Origin of the sequence: Candidatus Phycosocius spiralis (assembly GCF_030158815.1) — a bacterium.
In the GTDB taxonomy this organism is placed as follows: domain Bacteria; phylum Pseudomonadota; class Alphaproteobacteria; order Caulobacterales; family Aquidulcibacteraceae; genus Aquidulcibacter; species Aquidulcibacter spiralis.
Window position 1 is genome coordinate 113,087 of sequence record NZ_BPFZ01000003.1, and the last position, 17,271, is coordinate 130,357.

Here is a 17,271-nt window from a genome sequence, read left to right on the forward strand (position 1 = left end):
GCGTTACTTCTCCGCCTGCATCACATCAAGATCTTCAAGGATCAAGGAAGCGCGGCCTTCCTTGGTACACATACGGACCAAAGTCGCCAATTTGCAAAATCCATACCGATTGATCGCCAGCGCGACACCTATTGTTAGGAATAAATTGATGGCCTGTAGGTGGATGTAATGCAAACCGTATGGCTGCCACTCAAAGCTCAGCAAGCCACAAAAGCCGATCCCGAACAAGTCCGCCGCAATAGCCGCCCGCGCGTCGACATACCTAAACAATAAGCCAACCACAAAAGCCGCTAAGATTGGCATAAAGGCTAAGCCATTGAGGTGTTGTAAAAGATTAATAATGCTTTCTGCATGTGCATAGCATGGCACCATGCCATTCGCCAAGATGTTCAAAGGAACATCAACACCAAAGGCCGTGCGCATAAACTACGCCCCCGTATAAAGGGCAGATGGCATCGAAAGGAACACCAAAGCAAACATGAAGATCGCTGAAATTAATATGCGGATGCGCCCATCGCGATAGCGCATTTCTAATAATTCAGTTGTTGTGGTGCTTTGATTTTTATCATAAATTGGCAAGAACAAAAAAGTTAGGATGATAAGGCCTGCAACTGCCACCAATTCCCACCAAGCCAGAAGGATCATCTGATTGCCATTCATGCCTACTAATTGTTCTGTACACAGATTGTTAAATTGCCAAAGCCAGCAGTCCTCCGATGGCGGTAACACTTGTTACTAAACCAGTAAACCCGCCTCTCCCCTGCCCGCTCAATAGCATCCAACAGGCCCATGCGTTCTTTGCGCAATTGCTCGGTAAAATCGACCTAGAGAATGGAATTTTTGATCTCTATCCCAATCAAAGCGATCATTCCAATTGTTGCAGTGAAGCTTAAGGAATTGCCGGTTATGCCCAGACGGCCACTACGCCAAATAGGCCCTAGGAATAATGCCCGCCACTACCAAAGCCGTTTTAAGCTTGCCAAACTCAAGCACAAGCCCGACCATATCGCTCAAAGTCTTTGGGCCAGTATGCACGGCCTATGCGCTCTCATCATCGCACGCCCACATTTCCCGTGGGGGGCAATGGTGCGGTGATTGACTTTCATCTTCAGATTTTGGTGGAAGCCTATCAAGCTTAGATTTTTGCGAACCAAAGTCAAAACATAGCGCAACAAACCATGTCACAAAGGCGGCATTGACTTAGCTTATGCTCTGATGGCTTCAATGCATTAGGCCATTCATCCATTACCGCCCCCACCCGATTTCAAATCAACCCGGCAAAAGTGGGATACATTACAGCTCTGATTTTAGTGAACATTTAGCCATGAAGGAAGTGCCGACCCTAGGCACCATTGAGCCAGACAAACGCCGCCCAGCAGCGCGCCCCTTTTCGTTGCCTAGCGACCCATTTCAAGATTGTCATTCACCCTTGGTGTGAGAAAACGATTTCTAAGCTGAAGGCCAACCAAAACGGTTTACAAACGCTTGTCCACCCTAACAATACCTTACATTCTATGGCCTAGCCTAATCATCTTTTGCGATTGTTCGGCGCAGATGGCGTAAAATCATCCAGACGGCAAAGACAACGATGGGTGCTGCTACGCCGGTAGCGGCCTTGGCATTGAAATGAACAAAGGTTTCAGCCACCCCTTCCATAACAAAATAGATTAGTCCTAAGGCGTAATAAGATATGGCCGCAACTGAAAGACCTTCGACGGTTTGTTGCAGGCGAAATTGCTCCTGCGATCGGCGATCCATCGAAGCCAAAAGACCAACATTGATCGCTTCGGAGGCTACCTCAACGCGCGTATTCAGCATTTGGGTGGTGCGTGCGATCCGTTCAATCACGTCACGCTGTCGCTGGGCCACAGCCACACAGGTTCGCATCGCCGGTGCAAGCCTACGTTCCATAAAGTCTGCAATGGTTGGTCGCCCGTCAATAGATTGCTCACGCAATTGACCAATTCGTTCAAGCACCAAGCCTTCATAGGCGCGCGCAGCAGCAAATCGGTAGGTGGTTGCCCCAACCATGGCTTCAGCCTCACCAGCAAGAGCAGCCAAACGCGACAAGAGGTTGCGATCCGCCTCAACGCCACCTTCATCGGCAACTTGTATAGCAGAAGCAGCGGCTTCAGCCTCAAAGCGGGCCAGCGTAACAGATGTTAAATTGGCCAGAGGAAACGCCAAGAGCGCCAACAAACGATAGGTTTCAATCTCAAATAATTGCTGTAGCACCCGGCCAGCGGTAATCGGATTGGGATCGGACTGCACCATGACAAAGCGGGTAAATGAATCAGGGCCGGGCCTAAAATCACTGAACACATCAACCGTCCCGTTGGCGACACGGGCAGCGATGGTCTCGCTTTCGGCAAATGGCAAGCGATCAGGTGGTGTAACCGACAAAACCACATGGGCGGCGCACAAAATCTCGCCCGGTAATGCAGCTAGCCAATCTTGAGGAACAAGGTTGAGCGCTGTGCTTTCAAACATAAAATCTGGACTAGGTGGGCTTTCGCAAAATACAGTCCAAGTAGAAATCTCAGTGTGACGCTCCCAGCGAAGGCGCCAGTTGCCACCATCTAAAACACACCATCGCGCATCTGGACCGGGCTCTGAGGTTCCGATTTTTCGACACAGCGCCGCCATATGCGCACGGTCGGCATCAACACCACCTTCACCCGACATGGTTGCAATCCTTGAAGCTAAATGAGGTGCTAGTACGGGCGTTGAGGGGCGTGCATGGGCTTCAGCCAGAAGAACATCGCGTTGGGGATGAAACTTCCATTGTAAATTTTGGCTTCTCATGCTGTGTGTTTTCTCCAATTCGCAACCTTTACGTGGTTGCTAGGCACGGATCGTCAAGCAGACTGTGCCATTATGTGAACGCTAGGCTTTAGCCATCATAGGATCAGATTTGGTGGAACGCGCCTCATTGTCTTTATATCATTCTAGACATGTCCACCAAGTGGACAGGATAGAAGTGCTCTTAAGTTGCTCTAGTTCCCATTTACGAACTCTAACTTTGCGATGGCTGGGTCAAACCTGATGTATCGCAAGCCGAATTGGAACGTGGAAGGACGCGCTTGGCCCCATCGCAATCATAGTCGCTTTATCACCGTTGGGGGCTTTGGCTGGCACGTTCAAATTATGGGTAAGGGACCCTCAATTTTAATGCTGCATGGCACTGGTTCATCGTGTCATTCTTGGGCCGATCTCGCTCCATTATTGGCCGATCGCTATTGTCTGATCATACCTGATTTGCCCGGACATGGTTTCAGTGACACACCTAAAAGAGAGGGCTTATCATTGCCAGGCATGGCCGACATGTTACAGGGTCTATTGGCTGCATTTGACTATCAGCCATTTGGCATTCTCGGTCATTCAGCTGGGGCGGCAATTGGGGCACACATGGCATTGTCCGATCCCATTAAACCAAAGATTTTGATTGCAATCAATGGCTCTTTTGCCCCCTTTGAAGGTCTTGCAGGCATGGTACTTCCCGGAGCGGCCCAGCTTTTAGCCCTCAATGGCATTATCGTGCATGCAATTGCCAGCGGTGCCAAGGACATTGGACGGGTTGAAAGATTGATCCGCAGTACCGGCTCGCAAATCCCACCACAAGCTTTGGACCGATATCGTGATTTATTCGCCGCCCCGGGCCATGTAGCGGGCGTCCTGCGCATGATGGCGGCTTGGGATTTGCGGGCGCTGAACCAACAATTGGTCAACCTTCAAGTACCGCTTTTTTTATTAACGGGATCGCGCGACACGGCAGTGCCACCCCTGTTTGCACACCGGCTGGCCAGGCGGGTTAAGCAGGCGCACGTGGTGGACTTACCAGGGCTTGGCCATTTAGCCCATGAAGAAAATCCAATCGCTGTCGCTGAAGCCATAGAGCAGGCATTCCTCACAATCAAACCACTTGCCTAGCAGGAAGTTCGGCTTTGGACATATTGATACTTGCGCGCAGCTGTTGAGCAGGCATACTGATCTGATGGATCTGACACTCACTCACTCATCCGGCGCCAGCCATTCCTTCGACAACCGTCCCCATGCCTTGGTCATTGGTGCAGGCTTTGGCGGCTTGGCGGCTGCGATCCGATTAGGTGCCAAGGGCTACCGCGTTACGATTGTTGAAAAGCTCGATGGGCCAGGAGGGCGCGGTTATGTCTATCGTCAAGATGGCTTCACCTTTGACGCCGGGCCAACCATCATTACAGCCCCCTTTATCTTTGAAGAGCTTTGGCGGTTGTGCGGTAAGACCCTGTCTGACCACGTCGATTTGCGCAGCATTGATCCATTTTACAAAATCCGCTTCGACGATGGTAGTGTGTTTGAGGCCACCGCTGATTTGGAGGCCATGCGCGCTCAAATCCAACGTTTTGAGCCCAATGATCTCAACGGCTTTGATCGCTATATGAAGACCAGCGAGGCCATTTATGATGAAGCCTTCACGAAGCTGGTAGATCAGCCGTTTCACCAGCTTTCAACCTTGTTCAAATCCGCGCCAGAATTGATCCGCTTGGGTGGGTTTCGCACGGTCTATGGCAAAGTGTCTGAGTTTTTCAGCAATGAAAAGCTGCGTATCGCTTTTAGCTTTCATCCGCTGCTCATCGGCGGCAACCCCTTCACCACCACCTCCTATTATTGTCTGATTGCGCATCTAGAGCGTACCCATGGCGTGCATTATGCCATGGGAGGTACCGGGGCCTTGGTGATGGGCATGGTCGATTTGATTGAAGGGCAAGGCAATAGATTGATTTTCAACACCGAAGTTGATGAAATCCTCATCAAGAACGCTCGTGCAGTCGGGGTGCGTACTACCACGGGCGCGATCATCGCAGCCGATTTGGTGGTCTCCAACGCCGATATCGGCTGGACCTATACAAGGCTTTTACGCCATCAGCCCAGCAAAACCTGGACCGATCAAAAAATAGCACGCGCCGATTATTCGATGAGCCTTTTTGTCTGGTATTTTGGAACCGATCGAATCTATGAGGATTGTTATCAGCATACGATGGTTTTGGGGCCACGCTATAAGGAATTACTAAACGATATCTTTGAGAAAAAGGTCTTAGCAGACGATTTCAGCCTTTATCTGCATCGCCCCACTGCCAATGATCCAAGCCTCGCACCGGAGGGCTGCGACGCATTTTACGTCCTGGCCCCTGTTCCCCATCTCGGTAGCGGCGTCGATTGGCAAGAGAAGGCAGAGCCTTTCCGCAAAAAGATCGAACAGCGCTTGGAGGAAACTATGTTGCCAGGATTGAGCAGCGCGATTGTCACATCCCACATGCTCACGCCGCAAGATTTTCAGGACCGTTTGCTCTCGACCATGGGCGCAGCATTTGGGATGGAACCCAAATTATTCCAAAGTGCTTGGTTTAGACCCCACAATGAAAGTTCTGATGTGCGAGGACTCTATTTTGTCGGCGCGGGTACCCATCCAGGTGCCGGCCTGCCGGGGGTCGTTTCGTCCGCCAAAGTCATCGATCATATGATCCCTCATGCTGCTCATTTGCCAAAGCGGGCGGATTAGGGAGAGGTACTCAACATATAAGGGGTCTGGGACGCGTTTTTGGTGACCTTTAGGATCCCAACCCGCTTTACGAGCATGACCGGGCGTTTTGTCGCGTCAAGTCCAGCTTTCTTTCAGAAAGCTGCCGCCCTAGGTCCGCTTCTTTTCTGCAATAAAAGAGGCGGCCTAATTTTTTGATTTAACGCGCAACTTGGTTCTAAAGAACCAAACGCGTGCCAATGGCGCGAAGCGGACTTGACCCGTCAAAATCGCCTACGAATAATGGAGTTAGGCCTTTGGGGTAGGCATGGCCTGCACCAAAGTCGTCCCAAGAAATGACGCTTTTTTCTGGCAGAATTGAATTTTAATTGAAACTCGAACCCGCTAATCCTTACCATAATCCTTAAGCAATTGCGCCGCTGCCAATCGACCCGAAAGTGTCGCCATAGGGATACCAGGTCCTGGATGGACAGAACCCCCCGCTAAATACAATCCCCGTAAGGCACTTCGCGCACCGGGCCTTTGGAAACTGGCAAAAGGACTATGATTCGCCCGGCCGTAGAGCGCACCACCCGTGCCTGGGAACAATGCATGAAAATCAGTTGGGATGGTCTGAACACTTTGTTCCATATCGATGGTAAGACCACATTGTTGCATGATGCGCCAAGCGGCTTGTTTAGCCTGCGCAGGATCAAAGGCTGGATTGTCAGATAAATCACCATCGGCGGGCGCATTGATCAGGATCAATAGGCGCTCTGCGCCATCGGGAGCAGTGCAGGTGTCATCGCGGTCTTGCGCACAGATATAGACGGTGGGCGATTTGGGCGGCGTTCGCGCCTTAAACACATCGTTGAATTCAGCCCGGTAATCATCTGAAAACAAAACACTGTGATGGGCAAGGGCCATTCCTTGTGTGCGCGCATTTATGCACCAGGTGATAGCAGACTGCGTCCGGTTGGTCGGTGCCACTGGTTTTGCCGCATTGCTAGCCTTTTTGCCCAACAGCCCTAGACCCAAAGCAGACAAATCGCCGTTAAACACAATCGCGTCAGCAACCAGTGTTTCACCATTTTCGAGCTCTACACCGCAGACCCGACCACGCTGAACGAGGATTTGAGCTACCGAGCATTCAAAACGAAAATGCGCACCTACATATTTGCCAAGAGTGTGCATCGCACTACTGACCGCGGCCATACCACCTTTTACGCGCCAAACCCCAGTTTGTTCAACATGGGACACCAGCATCAATGTTGCGGGTGCCCAAAAGGGTGAGGATCCACAATAAGTGGCATAGCGACCAAATAATTGTTGTAATCTTTCATCTTTAAAATACTGACCTAGTGCGGACCACATGGTCTGGTGCGGGGCCGTGTCCAACATGGCACCAAGATTTTGAAAACCCAAGCGCCGCACAAGCTCTAATGGGCCCGGTCTTTGGCTTTCAATGAACGGCCCACGCAAGGTCTCAAAAATTCGACGGCTACGCTCGCAAAAGGCCAAATAACCCGAAGCCTCGCGTGCGCCCGCAAATTCGTCAATCGCCTCGGCAGATTTTTGGGTGTCGGCATAAAGATCAAGCTTCCCCCCCGATGCCCATGCATGGCGGGCTAAAATCTCGACTGGCACTAGCGTCAGATGATCATCAAAGGCGAGACCCGCATCAGCAAAAAGCGCGTCAAACACCCATTTCATCGTAAAAACCGTCGGACCAGCATCAATCGCGGTCGTGCCAATCCTGATTTGGCGCATCTTGCCGCCACACGTGGCGGCGCGCTCCAGAACAGTGACGTCACAATTGTTCCGGGCGAGGTCTGCAGCGGCGGCCAACCCTCCCATGCCGGCTCCAATGACAATGATTTTTGGGCGCTTCAAAACCCCAATCCTAATGACTTATTTGATTGGGAGGTGCTGTGTGCTTCTAAACGCAGACGGATTTGGCGGTGGTGGTATAAGATGATACCAAGCCCTGTGATAAGCGGTATCGCCCAAAGGACCGGATGCAGGGCGATCGTGGGCATAATCCTAACCGCGCCAAAAGCAAAGAATGCAGTATAAACAGAAATCCCAGCCCCAACAATGGCTTTGACGTGCTCTTTTAAATAAGTGAGGGGCGCAGGATTGGGCGTAAACATAAAGAATAAATTGGTGCCAGCGGTCGCAAAGCCAACGATGGAGATTACAACCATCAATAATTGACCAATCAAAATGCCTTCCAGAGCACAACCTAGCGCCGCAACAATTAGGATCGGCTGCAAGAACAGGTTAAGCCCCCTTCGATTAGCACGATGATTGGCCTTATTTTTTAGGGTCTCGACCCCGTACCATGCGAGATTAATGGTCAAAATCGCCAGATAAAACATCATGATGCCAAAGATACCGCGCACGAAAACGGGATCTTTGAGATGGGGATGGGTGCTCAAGGGGTCGATCAGGGTGCATAAGCTTAAGAGGACTGCAATGAAACCTGCCATCAAGATCGTACGAGCGAATATCTTACCCCATAGGCGGTGGTTCGGGGACCCTTTGCGCCCCAAAACCGGCACCCAAAAGCATACCAAGCCCACCGCGCCAAACACGATATGAAAGGCAACGAGCGTGTGAAATAGGGTCAGCATGCAAGGAGCTCCAGCCAGCAGCGTCTAACAGACTGGACATAGTGACGCGTCCAGAGCTAGGCTTCAAGAGGGCGTCAATGCCAAGGTGGCGACGCGGGCACTTTAAGGGGTCTTTCCACATGAATTTATGGATGATCAAGGGTGCTTGAACCAGAGCCAGTCCACAAGGGTTCTAGCCCCTATTGCCCGCCACGACCCGCGCCCTTGGGCCCAATGTCAAGCTTGGTGCGGGTGATCCGCCAAGGCGATGGCGATCTTTTGAGCTTGATGCCAGCTGACGCCTATCGATTACCCATGGGCCCATTGGGCTATTCCAGACGTTCGATCCAAATCATCAATGATCCTGAATTAACCAAGCCGATTTTGGCTGATCCCAACGATCTTTTCCCCAAAAATGATTTGATGGTTGGCGCTTTGGCACCCTTGGTCGGCAATTCAATGTTTGTCTCGAGTGGGGATTTGTGGCGTCGGCAACGGCGCATGATTGACCCGGCTTTTTCCCATATTCGTCTGGCTAAAGCCTTTCCCGATATGGTCGGTGCCATACATGATTTTGAGGCGCGCCTCGCCAGCGCTAGTGCGGCGGCCCAGCCGATTTCGCTGGATTTGGCAATGGGTCAGTTAACCGCAGACATTATCTGCCGCACGGTGTTTTCAACCTCACTTGCGAACGAGACTGCACGCGATGTTTATGATTCTTTTGCTTTTTTTGAGCGAAGCGTCGCCCATGTTGAGTTAACGCGCTTGATCTTTGGCAAGCCATTTGAAGAGATTCCACAGCGTAGAGACGTGCTGCAGGCTTGTGAAAATATCCGTGGCCATATTGGCCGATTGCTGGACACCCATGTCGCAAAAGGTGCCAAGTTTGACGATATCGCAACCGCCATCATTGCCGCGCGCGATTTAGATACTCATGAACGCTTCAGCCGCGAAGAATTGATCGACCAATTGGGCGTGTTTTTTCTGGCAGGCCATGAAACAACGGCCAGCGCTTTAACTTGGGCGTTCTTCATTGCCGCCATGATGCCTGAAGTGGCCGAGCGGATACGCCAAGAAGTCCAAGAAGTGGCAGGCACTGGCGAGATCGGCTTTGATCATATCAAGCGCCTAACCTACACCAAAAATGTGTTTAAAGAGACATTGCGGCTTTATCCACCTATTACCTTTATTCCCCGCGTTGCAGCTGAAGACACGTTGATTGGGGGCAAGAAAATCAAACGTGGCACCATGGTGATGATTGCGCCTTGGGCGATCCATCGCCATCAGTTGCTATGGCTTGATCCCGATGTGTTTGATCCTGATCGCTTTTCATCAAGCCGCGAGCAGGAAATAGTTCCAGGCTCCTATTTGCCATTTGGCGCGGGGCCACGTGTGTGTGTGGGTGCGGCTTTTGCCACAACCGAAGCGACGCTCATTTTGGCCTATATCCTGCGCACCTATCAATTGGTAGTGCGCCAACCAGAACAAATTCGCCCTGTCGCGCGCCTTACCACCAGACCGGCGCAGGAAATTTTTGTCGATGTGGTCAAGCGCATATGACTAAATCTGTTTTATTGACGATGGGCAGGTTACCCAAAGCGCTTGATTTCGCTCGCTCTTTTGCTGCTTTGGGTTGGCGGGTGGTGGTGGCTGAACCCTATCGCACCCACTTGACCGGGGCTTCAAACACGGTGGCAAAATCAGTGCAAACCCCGCCGCCTTGTGCTGGCAAACTGGCTTATTTATCGGCCTTACAAACCATTATTGAAGCCGAAAAAATCGATCTTGTGCTGCCCTTGTCGGAAGAGACGATGCACGTCGCGCATTTGCGTGATCATTTGCCCAAAACTGTTCAGCTTTTCGCGCCACCCACTGAGCAGCTTTTGGGGTTGCACCACAAGGCCCTATTTCAAAAGCGCGCCGCCGCCCATGGCTTAAGCGTACCCGACACGGCTATTTTAGGAACCAAGGCGGCTGAGAAACTGGCACATACCCATAATTACGTGATTAAGCCCGTTTATTCCTGCTCTGGCCGGGGGGTCAGTTTGCACAGAGCGGGCGAGGCGTTGGAGAAAAGCCAGGACCTAAATCCCCATGAAGGGGCCGTGGTTCAACGCCAATTGCAGGGCCAGCAATACAGCAGTTTTGCGATCACCCATCAGGGCAAAATTCAAGCCCATGTCATTTACCGAGGCATCGTCATGTCGGGCAGTGTGGCGGTAGCTTTTGAGCGGGTTGAACAAGGAGCCATAGAGGAGTGGGTCAACCGTTTTGTGGCCGCTGAGCACTATAGCGGCTTTATCTCCTTTGATTTTTTTGTCGATGATCAGGGCCTAGCCCAAGCGATTGAGTGCAATCCACGCGTCACCAGCGGTGTGCATTTTATGGAGACAGAGGATTTGGCCCCTGCGATTTTAGCGCCCTTTTCTCAGCAGATCCGCATGAAACCCGCCCAAAGGATGCAGCAATTTTATCCCACCTTGACTGAAGTTCAGGCCACCATGTTTAAGGGGCCTCAGTTCTGGAGCCACTTAAAGATCTTGCGCACGGCAAAAGATGTCACGTGGTGCGCCCGCGATCCAATGCCATTTGTGACCATGCCGATCACCGCCTTTTCCATCATCGCGATGTCAATGCGGGAACAGCGCAGCTTTGGTCAAGTATCAACCCAGGATATTTCTTGGTTTGAAGGCGAAGAGCTATCCCCTTTGTCTGCGCGCTTGAAAAGTGGCGGTCTCCATGATTAGGTCGGGAGCAAGGTTTGGCGGCACTTTGGTGGATATCCCCCATGGGATGAAGCTTGGATGGAATGGTGATGCAATGAGTGCCCTTGAAAGCCTTATGACCGAGCAGGGCCATCCTCCTGTCTTTGCAAGCCATTTAGACCGCTTGGCCTGCCGGGATTTAATTAAAACGGGCTCCCACTCTTTTTTCTCTGCCTCCCTCTTATTACCCGAAGAGCTGCGTGAAGCTGCCTATGCGCTTTATGCCTTTTGCCGCTTGTCCGATGATGCTGTGGATGTTGAAAATGGCAATGGCTTGGCGATTTTGCGGCTGAAAGAGCGACTGGACGGGGTTTATGGCGGCGAGCCAGAGCCCTTGCCGTCTGATCGATGCTTGGCAGACGTCGTGCGCCGATATGCCATCCCACGCTATGTCTTTGACCTATTGCTAGAGGGCTTTGAATGGGACGTTTCTGGGCGCACCTATAAAACGCTCGACGACGTTGAAGCCTATGGTGAGCGCGTGGCGGGATCGGTTGGTGCGATGATGGCAGCTTTGATGGGCGTGCGCGATCCTGCGATGGTTGAGCGCGCGTGCGATCTTGGGGTAGCGATGCAGTTGACCAATATCGCCCGCGACATTGGTGAGGACGCGCAAAATGGTAGGCTCTACCTGCCGCTGGATTGGTTTGTGGCGGCAGGTCTAGATGCCGGCGATTGGCTTAAGGACCCGCAATTCTTGCCCCAGATCGGCGACATGACATCGCTTCTTTTAAGCCGAGCTGAGAGCCTCTATCGCCGCGCCGATCAAGCCATCGCCCGTTTGCCTGCCCTTGTTCGCCCAGCCATATTTGCGGCGCGCTTACTATATGCAGAAATTGGCAGGGTTATTCACGATCAAGGCTATAATTCTATTCATGAGCGCGCCAATACTAGCCCCGCGCGCAAGGCGTGGTTGGTGGGTGCGGCGATGCAGCGTGCGGCGCGACCTATGCCCAAAGCAGCGCTTACCATCCAAGACGGACTAAACCGACCATTGGTGGCCGCGATCTGCTTAGAGCCACCTCCACCCCGTGCGGCCAACAAACGGCCCGGTGGCGTGAAAGATGACCTCAATTGGGTGTTGGACTTGTTTTCTGATCTTGAAGTGCGGGATCGAACCGGGAGGCGCAGTTCATGAGTCCCAATATGCTATTTTTCTTGGAGTTTGTCGCCTTCAGTGGCTTAGCGCTCGCCTTCGCGATCCAACAAGTAATCTCGCTCTCACCCCAAAAGGGCGACAAGAAAGAGGAAGACGAAAAGCCCACCCTACCAAAAACTTCGGGGCATTCTGAAGGGTAGCATGGCGCGAATGATGGGCTGGCGTAGCCGCTCTAAATTCAGAGTTTCATGCATCATCGTAACGCGTTCTCCATCGATGCTGGTTGATAACGCAGAGCGGGCATAAAAGGGCGTATCTTCCAACGATTTTAGGACACTTATCGGCGCATCGCGATCGCACCAAGCCTTGCGACGAATGCCCCAGAAGCTCGAGGATAAACCTTTATGCGTCATGTGTGCCAAGGAAGTTACCTCGCCACTCTTCGAGACGCTCAGATGCGCAGACCCTTCGCGCTGATCGGGGTAGATAACGTCGTAGAATATACGCAAGTCATTGCCGAGATGCGCGCGCCCCCAATGCCAATGGGTAAATGCCCGCTCTAAGGGCTCAGTTCCATGATTGGTGTCAAAATAGCCATCACCAGACCAAGAGAGAGCTGGGTGACTAAGGTCCAACTCAACCCGGGCACGCGGTGCCAACGGTCGCCATTGATGACGCCCTGCTGGATCAAGATCAAAGGCCGCTTCGGTCATCACTTCGGGAAAAAGGCGGATTGTACCTTTCACGCGCAACGGGATCGGGGCGCAAATCTCATCGATTGTGATGGTCAGAACCCCATCTTCCCAAACCAAACGGCTTGGCCCAATACTGAGTTCAGTGGCCGTGCGCGACAAGGTTCGCGCACCCCGCTCGGTCATCGCCCATCTGCCACGTGCGCCATCAAATCGGTAAAGCGCCACATTGACTGCACAATGGTCCAATGGATTGGCCCAGCCTGACCACGCATAATAAGGAGAAAAGACGCTACCGATAAAAGCAATCAGTGTTAGCCCATGAATGCCGTCATCGCTGATGGCATCAATATACCACCACCCATAGCCGCCATCGCCGCCGATAGGGGTATCAAATTGTGGGCACTGTCGGGTTTGATTGAGGGAAAATTGAACCATGCAGGGCGTGTTCCAGTGCGGATCGGTAAAAGTCAATTGACCTAGACGCTAAGTTATGTCCAAATTCAGTGACACATCAAGCTTGGAGGGCGGACATGTCGCATACAGCACGGATTGAGCGGACCTTGGAAGCAGCGGTCGCTTTAGCTCACGCCAAAGATGCAGCGCCAGGCCTTGCCGCCGCGATACGCTATGCTGTCTTTCCTGGTGGCGCACGCGTGCGCCCACAATTGTGCTTGGCGGTGTCGTCAGCGTGTGGCGGTGCCTGCGCGGATTTAGCTGATGCCGCAGCTGCCAGTATTGAATTATTGCATTGCGCCTCCTTGGTGCATGATGATTTGCCGTGCTTTGATGACGCCGATCTGCGCCGCGGAAAGCCAACGGTCCATACGAAATTCGGTGTGCCTTTGGCACTTTTAGCCGGTGACGCTTTAATTGTGATGGCTTTTGAACTGTTGGGGCGTGCGGGGGCTGATCATCCTGCTGCCTTGCCATCCCTGCTGACAACGATCGCGCGCGGCGTGGGTGCACCTTACGGTATTGTTGCAGGTCAAGCTTGGGAATGTGAGGCTTCCGCACCCATGGCCGCTTATCATCAAGCCAAAACTGGTGCGCTTTTTGTGGCCGCCACCACGGCTGGCGCCTTGGCCGCAGGGGCCGACCCTGCCCCTTGGCGCGGCCTTGGGGAAGGACTGGGTGCAGCCTATCAAGTTGCGGACGATCTTCTCGACGCCCTTGGGGATAGTGAGGAATCCGGCAAAACAGCAGGGCGCGATCAAGCGATGCAACGACCCAGCGCGGTTACATCCTTTGGCGTGCAAGGGGCTGTCGCTTTATTGGAATCGCATTTGGATCAAGCCGCAGCCTCTATTCCTGAGTGTGAAGGTGCTAAGGCTCTGCGCGAAACGGTGCGGGTGCAAGCCACGCGTCTGGTGCCTAAGCAACTCTCCCGCACGGCCGCATAGGCCATTATGCTACCCCAACATTGGCTGGATGCGTGGACAGCTTGGCGTAATCGTTTGGTCTCCAATCCAAGGTTCCAGCATTGGGCAGCGGGATTTCCCTTAACCCGCCCTATTGCGCATCAAAGTGCCGAACGCTTGTTCAATCTGGTTGCAGGATTTGTTTATTCACAAGTGTTGCTGGCTTGCGTGCGCTTGAACTTGCCTACCCTTTTGGCCCCAGGACCGATGACACTAGAGGCTTTGTCTAAAGCCATGGACTTGCCATTTGCATCGACTGTGCGCCTCATGTCAGCCGCCCAATCACTCAATCTTGTCGAATTGGCAGGGCCTGGACGCTATGCCCTAGGCATGCATGGGGCGGCCTTATTGGGCAATGGCGGCTTAAGCGAGATGATCCAACATCATACGCTTTTTTATGCCGATCTAGCAGATCCCGTTGCACTATTACGACAAGGTGGTGGGCAAGGCCAATTAGCTGCCTTTTGGCCTTATGCCGCTTATGACAAACCTGATTCGGCCGATGGCGATGCCATTTCTCATTACTCAGCTTTGATGGCCGCAACCCAACCCATGATTGCCGCCGATATCGTGTGTGCATATCCACTAGATGGTCATAGGCTTTTAATGGATGTGGGTGGCGGGGAAGGTGCGTTTGCCTGCTTTGCCGCCAATGAAGCCACAAAGTTAAAGGTCCGCGTTTTTGATCTACCAGCCGTGGCGGAGCGTGCGCGGCAAAAATTTTCCGCTGAAGGCTTGTCGCACCGCGCAGACGCCGTGGGTGGCAGCTTTTTAGACGGTGATTTGCCCACGGGGGCCGACGTCATTACGCTTGTGCGCATCCTCCATGATCATGACGACCAAACCGTCATGACGCTTTTGCGCGCGGCTTATCGTGCTCTCCCCCCCGGTGGGGTGCTGCTGATTGGGGAGCCGATGTCCGGCGCACCCGCCAAAGACCCAATGGCAGAGGCTTATTTTGGCTTTTATCTGTTAGCCATGGGGCGGGGCCGTGCCCGACGTCCAAGCGAAATCAAGGCTATGGCAAAAGAAGCAGGTTTTGCCCGTGTGGTGAATCGCCCCACGCGAACACCCATGCTGGTTCGGGTGTTGACAGCTTATCGATGAACGCGCGTTTTTGACCGCCTGGCAAAATCATGTCGATGAAGCATGACGATTTAGCGTCAAATAGAATTGACATATTCAAACGTCTAATTAGAGTGACACTTTGGAAAGATGGGCCAGCGCTTGGGTCCGTCGGGGAAGTGTAAGATGCAAACGCGTGCCGTTGTTCTTGAAGCACCTGAAAAACTCTCCCTGCAAACGTTGGGATTGATAGGTGCTGGGCCAGACGATGTAGTGGTTGATGTCCATTGGAGCGGCATAAGCACGGGAACTGAGCGGCTATTGTGGTCGGGCCGGATGCCACCCTTCCCCGGCATGGGTTATCCTTTGGTCCCAGGTTATGAGTCTGTGGGCCAGATCGTGGCTGCCGGTGAGCATGTTGCGCACCGACTTGGTGAGACTGTCTTTATTCCTGGCTCTACGGGTTTTATCGGCGCGCGTGGCTTGTTCGGTGGTACCGCGCAACGCTTGGTCGCACCCAGTGCGCGCACTATCAAAATTCAAGAATCCATGGCCAGTCATGGCGTTTTGATCGCCTTGGCCGCAACCGCCCGTCATGCCATTGTCGATGGTGCTAACCCACCAGAATTGATTATCGGGCATGGGGTTTTGGGTCGATTATTGGCGCGCATCGTCCTTGCAGAAGGATATCCCGCCCCCGTCGTCTGGGAAACCAATCCAGACCGCCTAGGTGGCGCGATGGGTTATGTTGTTTGTGATCCGTCTGAGGATGATCGTCGTGATTACAGCGTTATCCTCGACGCCAGCGGGGCTGGCAGCTTGATGGATAGCTGGATTGGCCGATTGGCACGCGGTGGCGAGATCGTTCTGGCGGGCTTTTACGACCAGCCAATCAGCTTTGCCTTCCCACCCGCTTTCATGCGCGAAGCACGTATTCGTATCGCCGCAGAATGGAGTCCGGCCGATCTGGCCGCAACGTTAGAGCTTGTCGGCGATGGCCGTCTGTCACTGGACGGACTAATCACCCACCAAGCCGAAGCAGGAGCCGCCGCCGGCGCTTATCGAACAGCATTTAGCGATGCTGACTGTCTTAAAATGATCTTGGACTGGAGAGGTTGCGCATGACTGTGACATTATTGGATAGACGTGCTCTGTTAGATGAAGCGGCTCAAGAACCCGATCCGGTTCACACCGGCGAAGTGACCAAAGAAACCCAAGTCATTGCGATTTATGGCAAGGGTGGCAGCGGCAAGAGCTTTGCTTTGTCCAATCTTAGTTACATGATGGCACAACAAGGCAAGCGTGTTTTGTTGATTGGCTGTGACCCTAAGTCCGACACCACATCCCTTCTGTTTGGTGGTAAGTCCTGCCCAACCATCATCGAGACCTCGGCAAATAAGAAGCTTGCAGGCGAAGAAGTGCGCATCGAAGATGTGTGCTTTGTGCGCGATGGCGTTTTCGCAATGGAGCTGGGTGGGCCCGAAGTTGGTCGCGGCTGCGGCGGTCGCGGCATTATTCATGGCTTTGAGCTTTTAGAAAAATTGGGCTTCCATGATTGGGGCTTTGACTATGTACTTTTGGACTTTTTAGGCGACGTGGTGTGCGGCGGATTTGGCCTGCCGATCGCGCGCGACATGTGCCAGAAAGTCATTGTGGTTGGCTCCAACGACCTTCAATCCCTTTATGTCGCCAATAATGTATGTTCAGCGGTGGAATATTTCCGCAAGCTTGGCGGCAATGTCGGGGTTGCCGGCATGTTGATCAACAAGGACGACGGCACGGGTGAAGCGCATGCCTTTGCCAAGGCAGTGGGGATTCCTGTTTTATCAGCCATTCCTGCGGATGAAGATATCCGTCGTAAATCAGCCAATTATCAGATTATTGGTACGCCAGGTGACACATGGGGCCCCTTGTTTGAAGAGCTGGCGGAAAATGTTGCCACCGCACCCCCCGTCCGCCCGACGCCATTAACTCAAGACGGCCTTTTGGGCCTCTTCAGCCCCGATCAAACTGGGGGCGATGTGGTGCTGCGCCCTGCAACTCAAGCCGATATGCGCGGCGGCGTCTTTGCCGAAAAGCCAAGCTTGGAGGTGGTATATGATGCGGTGTAATCTGTC

15 protein-coding genes and 1 pseudogene are annotated in these 17,271 nt (G+C 52.9%); 9 read left to right on the forward strand and 7 right to left on the reverse strand.

Translation table 11 applies throughout. The features are described from left to right. Positions 1–3: 3 nt before the first annotated feature. From PsB1_RS03645 to PsB1_RS03660, 4 genes and pseudogenes are all read right to left on the reverse strand, one after another. Positions 4–423, reverse strand: coding sequence for a hypothetical protein (locus PsB1_RS03645; RefSeq protein ID WP_284359126.1), 420 nt, complete (start codon positions 421–423; stop codon positions 4–6). A 3-nt stretch (positions 424–426) separates the two neighbouring features. Beyond that, complete coding sequence (locus tag PsB1_RS03650; RefSeq protein ID WP_284359127.1) at positions 427–729, reverse strand: sodium:solute symporter family transporter; 303 nt, start codon at positions 727–729, stop codon at positions 427–429. Next, positions 692–996: pseudogene (locus tag PsB1_RS11910) on the reverse strand (efflux RND transporter permease subunit); the annotation flags it as partial. The gene PsB1_RS03650 and the pseudogene PsB1_RS11910, both read right to left, overlap by 38 nt. A gap of 528 nt (positions 997–1,524) precedes the next feature. Continuing rightward, positions 1,525–2,805 carry a DUF3422 family protein gene (locus tag PsB1_RS03660; protein WP_284359129.1) on the reverse strand — a complete coding sequence of 427 codons (1,281 nt, stop codon included), beginning with the start codon at positions 2,803–2,805 and terminating at the stop codon, positions 1,525–1,527. Positions 2,806–3,045: 240 nt separating this feature from the next. Here PsB1_RS03660 and bchO point away from each other — a divergent pair, with 240 nt between their 5' ends. Further along, complete coding sequence (bchO, locus tag PsB1_RS03665) at positions 3,046–3,930, forward strand: alpha/beta fold hydrolase BchO (RefSeq protein WP_284359130.1); 885 nt, start codon at positions 3,046–3,048, stop codon at positions 3,928–3,930. A 64-nt stretch (positions 3,931–3,994) separates the two neighbouring features. Next, on the forward strand, positions 3,995–5,539 hold the full coding sequence (locus PsB1_RS03670) for a phytoene desaturase (RefSeq protein ID WP_284359131.1): 1,545 nt from the start codon (positions 3,995–3,997) through the stop codon (positions 5,537–5,539). Positions 5,540–5,902: 363 nt separating this feature from the next. Here PsB1_RS03670 and crtD read toward each other — a convergent pair whose 3' ends face one another. Together crtD and PsB1_RS03680 are read right to left on the reverse strand one after the other, a co-directional pair. Beyond that, the gene (crtD, locus tag PsB1_RS03675; protein ID WP_284359132.1) at positions 5,903–7,390 is read right to left on the reverse strand and encodes a 1-hydroxycarotenoid 3,4-desaturase CrtD; all 1,488 of its coding nucleotides are present in this window, start codon (positions 7,388–7,390) and stop codon (positions 5,903–5,905) included. Then, positions 7,387–8,133 (reverse strand): hypothetical protein, encoded by a 747-nt coding sequence (locus PsB1_RS03680; RefSeq protein WP_284359133.1) that lies wholly within the window; start codon positions 8,131–8,133, stop codon positions 7,387–7,389. The genes crtD and PsB1_RS03680 overlap by 4 nt, the downstream gene beginning before the upstream one ends. 141 nt (positions 8,134–8,274) lie before the next feature. Here PsB1_RS03680 and PsB1_RS03685 point away from each other — a divergent pair, with 141 nt between their 5' ends. Genes PsB1_RS03685 through PsB1_RS03695 form a run of 3 tightly spaced genes read left to right on the forward strand, consistent with a single transcriptional unit; the run spans position 8,275 to position 12,015 of the window. Further along, on the forward strand, positions 8,275–9,672 hold the full coding sequence (locus PsB1_RS03685; RefSeq protein ID WP_284359135.1) for a cytochrome P450: 1,398 nt from the start codon (positions 8,275–8,277) through the stop codon (positions 9,670–9,672). Beyond that, complete coding sequence (locus PsB1_RS03690) at positions 9,669–10,859, forward strand: ATP-grasp domain-containing protein (RefSeq protein WP_284359137.1); 1,191 nt, start codon at positions 9,669–9,671, stop codon at positions 10,857–10,859. The genes PsB1_RS03685 and PsB1_RS03690 overlap by 4 nt, the downstream gene beginning before the upstream one ends. Next, a complete protein-coding gene (locus tag PsB1_RS03695; protein WP_284359138.1) occupies positions 10,852–12,015 on the forward strand; it encodes a phytoene/squalene synthase family protein in 1,164 nt (387 codons plus the stop codon). The genes PsB1_RS03690 and PsB1_RS03695 overlap by 8 nt, the downstream gene beginning before the upstream one ends. A gap of 128 nt (positions 12,016–12,143) precedes the next feature. Here PsB1_RS03695 and PsB1_RS03700 read toward each other — a convergent pair whose 3' ends face one another. Next, on the reverse strand, positions 12,144–13,106 hold the full coding sequence (locus PsB1_RS03700; RefSeq protein ID WP_284359140.1) for a carotenoid 1,2-hydratase family protein: 963 nt from the start codon (positions 13,104–13,106) through the stop codon (positions 12,144–12,146). A gap of 95 nt (positions 13,107–13,201) precedes the next feature. Here PsB1_RS03700 and PsB1_RS03705 point away from each other — a divergent pair, with 95 nt between their 5' ends. The 4 genes from PsB1_RS03705 (at position 13,202) to PsB1_RS03720 (ending at position 17,265) form a co-directional block, all read left to right on the forward strand. Next, positions 13,202–14,071 (forward strand): polyprenyl synthetase family protein, encoded by an 870-nt coding sequence (locus PsB1_RS03705; protein ID WP_284359142.1) that lies wholly within the window; start codon positions 13,202–13,204, stop codon positions 14,069–14,071. Positions 14,072–14,077: 6 nt separating this feature from the next. Continuing rightward, positions 14,078–15,196 (forward strand): methyltransferase, encoded by a 1,119-nt coding sequence (locus PsB1_RS03710; protein WP_284359143.1) that lies wholly within the window; start codon positions 14,078–14,080, stop codon positions 15,194–15,196. A 144-nt stretch (positions 15,197–15,340) separates the two neighbouring features. After that, on the forward strand, positions 15,341–16,279 hold the full coding sequence (gene bchC / locus PsB1_RS03715) for a chlorophyll synthesis pathway protein BchC (RefSeq protein WP_284359144.1): 939 nt from the start codon (positions 15,341–15,343) through the stop codon (positions 16,277–16,279). Further along, complete coding sequence (locus tag PsB1_RS03720; protein WP_284359145.1) at positions 16,276–17,265, forward strand: chlorophyllide a reductase iron protein subunit X; 990 nt, start codon at positions 16,276–16,278, stop codon at positions 17,263–17,265. Before bchC ends, PsB1_RS03720 begins: the two co-directional genes overlap by 4 nt. Positions 17,266–17,271 lie beyond the last annotated feature (6 nt).

Excerpts from the sequence above, each read along its gene's own strand:
- PsB1_RS03645 (WP_284359126.1), bottom strand. The coding sequence starts at position 423 with ATGCGCACGGCCTTTGGTGTTGATGTTCCTTTGAACATCTTGGCGAAT.
- PsB1_RS03660 (WP_284359129.1), bottom strand. The coding sequence starts at position 2,805 with ATGAGAAGCCAAAATTTACAATGGAAGTTTCATCCCCAACGCGATGTT.
- bchO (WP_284359130.1), top strand. The coding sequence starts at position 3,046 with ATGTATCGCAAGCCGAATTGGAACGTGGAAGGACGCGCTTGGCCCCAT.
- PsB1_RS03670 (WP_284359131.1), top strand. The coding sequence starts at position 3,995 with ATGGATCTGACACTCACTCACTCATCCGGCGCCAGCCATTCCTTCGAC.
- PsB1_RS03680 (WP_284359133.1), bottom strand. The coding sequence starts at position 8,133 with ATGCTGACCCTATTTCACACGCTCGTTGCCTTTCATATCGTGTTTGGC.
- PsB1_RS03690 (WP_284359137.1), top strand. The coding sequence starts at position 9,669 with ATGACTAAATCTGTTTTATTGACGATGGGCAGGTTACCCAAAGCGCTT.
- PsB1_RS03695 (WP_284359138.1), top strand. The coding sequence starts at position 10,852 with ATGATTAGGTCGGGAGCAAGGTTTGGCGGCACTTTGGTGGATATCCCC.
- PsB1_RS03700 (WP_284359140.1), bottom strand. The coding sequence starts at position 13,106 with ATGGTTCAATTTTCCCTCAATCAAACCCGACAGTGCCCACAATTTGAT.
- PsB1_RS03705 (WP_284359142.1), top strand. The coding sequence starts at position 13,202 with ATGTCGCATACAGCACGGATTGAGCGGACCTTGGAAGCAGCGGTCGCT.
- PsB1_RS03710 (WP_284359143.1), top strand. The coding sequence starts at position 14,078 with ATGCTACCCCAACATTGGCTGGATGCGTGGACAGCTTGGCGTAATCGT.
- bchC (WP_284359144.1), top strand. The coding sequence starts at position 15,341 with ATGCAAACGCGTGCCGTTGTTCTTGAAGCACCTGAAAAACTCTCCCTG.
- PsB1_RS03720 (WP_284359145.1), top strand. The coding sequence starts at position 16,276 with ATGACTGTGACATTATTGGATAGACGTGCTCTGTTAGATGAAGCGGCT.